Source organism: Ruegeria sp. BHSB058 (genome assembly GCF_059613285.1).
The window spans coordinates 1-4,039 of the sequence record NZ_JBXWSF010000144.1; the positions used below are offsets into that span (position 1 = coordinate 1).

Here is a 4,039-nt window from a genome sequence, read left to right on the forward strand (position 1 = left end):
ACATCACCGAGGAAAACATCCAGTCGCGCCTGCGCGGGCTGTTGTTGATGGCGATATCGAACAAGTTTGGCGAGATGCTGTTGACCACCGGCAACAAATCCGAGATCGCGGTGGGCTATGCCACGATCTATGGCGACATGAACGGGGGCTACAATCCGATCAAGGACCTTTACAAGACGCGGGTGTTCGAGACCTGCCGTTGGCGCAATGCCAATCACCGCGACTGGATGATGGGGCCTGGGGGCGAGGTGATCCGGCCTTCGGTCATCGACAAGCCGCCGAGTGCGGAACTGCGCGAAGACCAGAAAGACAGCGACAGCCTGCCGGATTATCCGGTGCTGGATGGGATTCTGGACATTCTTGTGGATCAGGACGGCTCGATTGCCGATTGCGTCGCTGCCGGGTTTGAGCGCGACGTGGCCAAGCGGGTCGAGCATCTGCTGTATATCAGTGAATACAAACGCTTTCAGTCCGCCCCCGGCGCGCGTCTGACCCAGCGGTCGTTCTGGCTGGACCGGCGCTATCCCATCGTCAATCGCTGGCGCGATCCGAGCTGAAGCCGATATTCGGCCCCTCTTTTGCCTTAATTTTGCCATCTATGCGGCGAAAATGTCGGGTTGCAGGCAGGATTGCCGCAAGAGGGGTGATTCAATTCACGGATTTCAGGAGTATTGTTTCCACCTTCAGTGAAGTAGCGGTGATTTGGCCGAGCATTTGGGGGAATGCGAGGGGTCAATGTTGGAAGAATTTGACAAACCGATTCATACCGCGCCGAGGCTGGCCTCGATGCGGGGCGCGAAGCGGAGTTTGGACGAAAAAAGAACGGATGCAGCGATCAACGCCATCCTGAGCGGCAAGTCGCTTGAACCGGTCGAAGAGCGGAGCGGCTGGATCACGGCGCCCGAGCCCGTGCGGCCCCGCAAGGAGCCTGCAACCGAGAAACCGGCCAGGAAGAAGGGCGGTTTCATCGGACCGATTCCCGTGCGGGAAAACCGGTATGAGCCGACCTGGCTGCATGTGTTCATCGCGACGGTCGCGCTGATCATGCTGTGGCAACCATTGCTGTTGCCGTTGCTTGTTGCCCTGTTTCTGGTCGTGGTTCTGGTGTCTTACTGGACTTTGGGACATGAACGGGTGGTCGAGTTGGCAGGGCACGGGATGGATTGGCTGGAACTCAAGCGCCCCGACCTGGCGGGCCGAATCAGGCAACGATTGATCCGGGCGTCGAAATTCGCGGGCCGGATCGTTGATGTTCTGCCCGCGCGCTGGACCGAGGGGCTGTACCTGCCGGATTTCGAACCCGCCGACGACCTGCCCGAGAAAATGCGCAGCGACCCCTTTGAGCGGCTCAAGGGAACTCGCCGCGATCCGTGACATTTGAAGTGAAAAGGCGCTGCCTTTGCGGCGCCGGGTAGACTGAAAAGACAATCGCCACCGCGCGGTTGTTTTTTCTTCGGGGACAAACTGTTTCCAAAATGTACTAGAATTGCCACATTTGTGACACAATTAAGGTTCAATTTGGCCTCAACTGGGGCGGAATTGACATATTGTGAGTGGGTTAGCCACCTTTCTCAATTCCTGAGAGCATGAAGAGTTTTTGGATTCCGGGATCAAATCCGGAAGGTATCGAGTGTTTTGGGACCAGTGTTTGGTGGTGTGATGTTAAATGGTTATGACAAGCCTCTCCATTCCTTGCCGGAATGGAAATTGATGCGTTCTTTTGGGTGCAAGTTCGACGAAATTGGCATCGACAAAGCGATTGCCAATGTTTTGGGGGACCCGCACAACAAGCCGCGCAAGAGGGGGCGCCCGCTGTGGTTGGGTGAAGAATGGCGGGTCGAGGAGTGATGCCACGACCCCGTGAGTGCAAGTAGTGGGCTTTAAAGCCGAGGGGGAATCGGCACGTCTTTGGGGTGACATGTGAGTGGTGCCCCAAAGACACAGGTCAACGGGATTGCTATGCGCGCCTGTGACCGAAAAGAGTCTTTGGGCGCCATTAGGCAAAGGAATGCCAACGTCACTGGCAGGTTTGCGCCGCAAAATCCGCGGGGCTGAGAGACCCCCTTTTTTTCAGTCACGAAACCGTTATGTGCATGCGCAGAAACCAGTTGCCTTGGGGCTGCCATGAAACTCAACGCTTTGGAAATTTTTTGCATCCTTTTGGCCAGTTCACTGGCTGTGGCTGCGTTTATCGGGGCAATTCACGCCCTGTTGACGGCAGTCTGAGCTGATTGCGTCGATCTGATCCAACTGCCAACGGATCGGGACCAAGCTCAAAAAACTTTGCGCGAGAAGTCGAGGTAATCTGCGTTCGGTGACGTCTGTGCCGGGCGCAGATCGCACCCAAGAAACGCCTTGCGACCAATTGAATGACCGGGTTGCCACAGTTTCAGAGTGAGCAATCCGTTCGGGTCAATTTCGCTTTCTTCGATCGCCAAAGCGCGACATCAATGGGACAGATGCAACTGTATTTGAGCCATTGATGCCCGGTCCCAAGCCTACTTCATTCGAGTCCGACCTGGCCCTTCCAAAAAAGGTTGATGTTGTCGTCATAGGTGGCGGCATAATCGGTACGTCGACCGCGCTGGAGCTCGCGGAACGAGGCATATCGGTTCTGCTGTGCGAAAAGGGGCAGATCGGGGCCGAGCAAAGCTCTCGCAACTGGGGTTGGGTGCGGTTGGGGATGCGCGACCCGCGCGAGATTCCCCTGATGCAGGAGGCGCGCAGGATCTGGCAGGGGCTGGACGAAAGGCTTGGCCGCCCCACCGGGTACAGGCAGGCCGGGATCCTCTTTGCCGACTCGGGGCGGCGCGGTCATGAACGTCAGGCGTGCTGGCTTTCGCATGTCGAAGGGTTGCAAACCGGCGCGCGGCTGGTGAGCGGGGCCGAGCTGGCCGCATTGTTGCCGGGGCATGACGGAGAGGTCAGTGCGGGCCTGCACATGCCGCAGGACGGCCGTGCCGAACCGCAACTGGCCGCGCCGGCGATTGCCGAAGGCGCGCGGGATCGGGGCGCGGCAGTAATGGCGAATTGCGCCGTTCGTTCGGTCGATGTCGAGGCGGGACGCGTTGCCGGGGTCATCACCGAACGCGGGCGCGTGGCCTGCAGCCAGGTCGTGCTGGCAGGCGGGGCATGGTCACGGCTGTTTGCCGGGAATGCGGATATTTTCCTGCCGCAGCTCAAGGTGCTGAACACCGCCATGCGAACCTCTCCGGTCGAAGGATTGCCGGAGGCAGCGCTCTGGTCCAACGATTTTGCCATGCGCAAACGGGCTGATGGCGGGTATTCGATCGCATCCGGCCACGACAACATCGTCGATATAGTGCCGGACAGTTTCCGGCTTGGATACCGCTATCTGCCCGCGCTTGTGCAGGACTGGAGTTCGCTGCAGTTCAGGTTGTCGCGGTATTGGGCCGAAGAGGCGCAGCAGAACCGGTCCTGGCTGCCCACCGATGTGACCCCGTTCGAACATTGTCGCATCCTGGACCCCGAACCAACATGGCGGGTCGTGCGCAAGGCCTGGGCCAGGGCGTGCCGGGCGTTTCCGGCGCTTTGTTCGGCCGAAATCGTGCAAAGCTGGGCGGGATACATGGATGTCACGCCCGACGCCATTCCGGTGATCTCGCAGGTTGACAGTCTGCCGGGGATGTTCATCGCCACCGGCTTTTCCGGGCATGGGTTCGGCATCGGGCCGGGCGCGGGGCGACTGACGGCCGATCTTGTGACCGCCGATACGCCTTGCGTCGACCCCTCCGCGTTCCGCCTGTCACGGTTTACCGACGGCTCAAGGGTGCGTCCCGACCCGGGGTATTGACCTGTCTCAGCCCATCATCTGATAGCTGACCGGGACGAACCGGAACCCGTCGCCGCGCGGTTCGACGAAACCGGCCGCCGGGAAGGGCATGTGATAGCCGATCATCGGGACACGGTCCGCCGCCAGCATGCCCAGAACCTTTCGGCGCGAGGCCGTGGCGGCTGCCTTGTCGACGTCAAAGCTGAGTTCCCATTCGGGATGTGCAAAGGACCACACATAGTGATT

At 59.5% G+C, this 4,039-nt stretch carries 4 protein-coding genes and 1 pseudogene; 4 read left to right on the forward strand and 1 reads right to left on the reverse strand.

Translation table 11 applies throughout. From position 1 onward, the window contains the following. The 4 genes from nadE to AC2FNB_RS20540 all read left to right on the forward strand — a co-directional run. Positions 1-557: NAD(+) synthase (gene nadE, locus AC2FNB_RS20525; protein ID WP_496748618.1), on the forward strand; the 557-nt coding region annotated here is incomplete at its 5' end. Between the two features lie 178 nt (positions 558-735). Continuing rightward, entirely contained in the window at positions 736-1,374 is a 639-nt protein-coding gene (locus AC2FNB_RS20530) for a hypothetical protein (protein WP_480751796.1), read from the forward strand. Between the two features lie 336 nt (positions 1,375-1,710). Then, positions 1,711-1,848 (forward strand): hypothetical protein, encoded by a 138-nt coding sequence (locus tag AC2FNB_RS20535; RefSeq protein ID WP_496748619.1) that lies wholly within the window; start codon positions 1,711-1,713, stop codon positions 1,846-1,848. A gap of 634 nt (positions 1,849-2,482) precedes the next feature. After that, positions 2,483-3,814: an NAD(P)/FAD-dependent oxidoreductase gene (locus AC2FNB_RS20540; RefSeq protein ID WP_480751797.1), complete on the forward strand. Its 1,332-nt coding sequence runs from the start codon at positions 2,483-2,485 to the stop codon at positions 3,812-3,814. 6 nt (positions 3,815-3,820) lie between these two features. Here AC2FNB_RS20540 and AC2FNB_RS20545 read toward each other — a convergent pair. Further along, positions 3,821-4,039, reverse strand: a pseudogene (locus AC2FNB_RS20545) (MBL fold metallo-hydrolase); the annotation flags it as partial.

Excerpts from the sequence above, each read along its gene's own strand:
- AC2FNB_RS20530 (WP_480751796.1), top strand. The coding sequence starts at position 736 with ATGTTGGAAGAATTTGACAAACCGATTCATACCGCGCCGAGGCTGGCC.
- AC2FNB_RS20535 (WP_496748619.1), top strand. The coding sequence starts at position 1,711 with ATGCGTTCTTTTGGGTGCAAGTTCGACGAAATTGGCATCGACAAAGCG.
- AC2FNB_RS20540 (WP_480751797.1), top strand. The coding sequence starts at position 2,483 with ATGCCCGGTCCCAAGCCTACTTCATTCGAGTCCGACCTGGCCCTTCCA.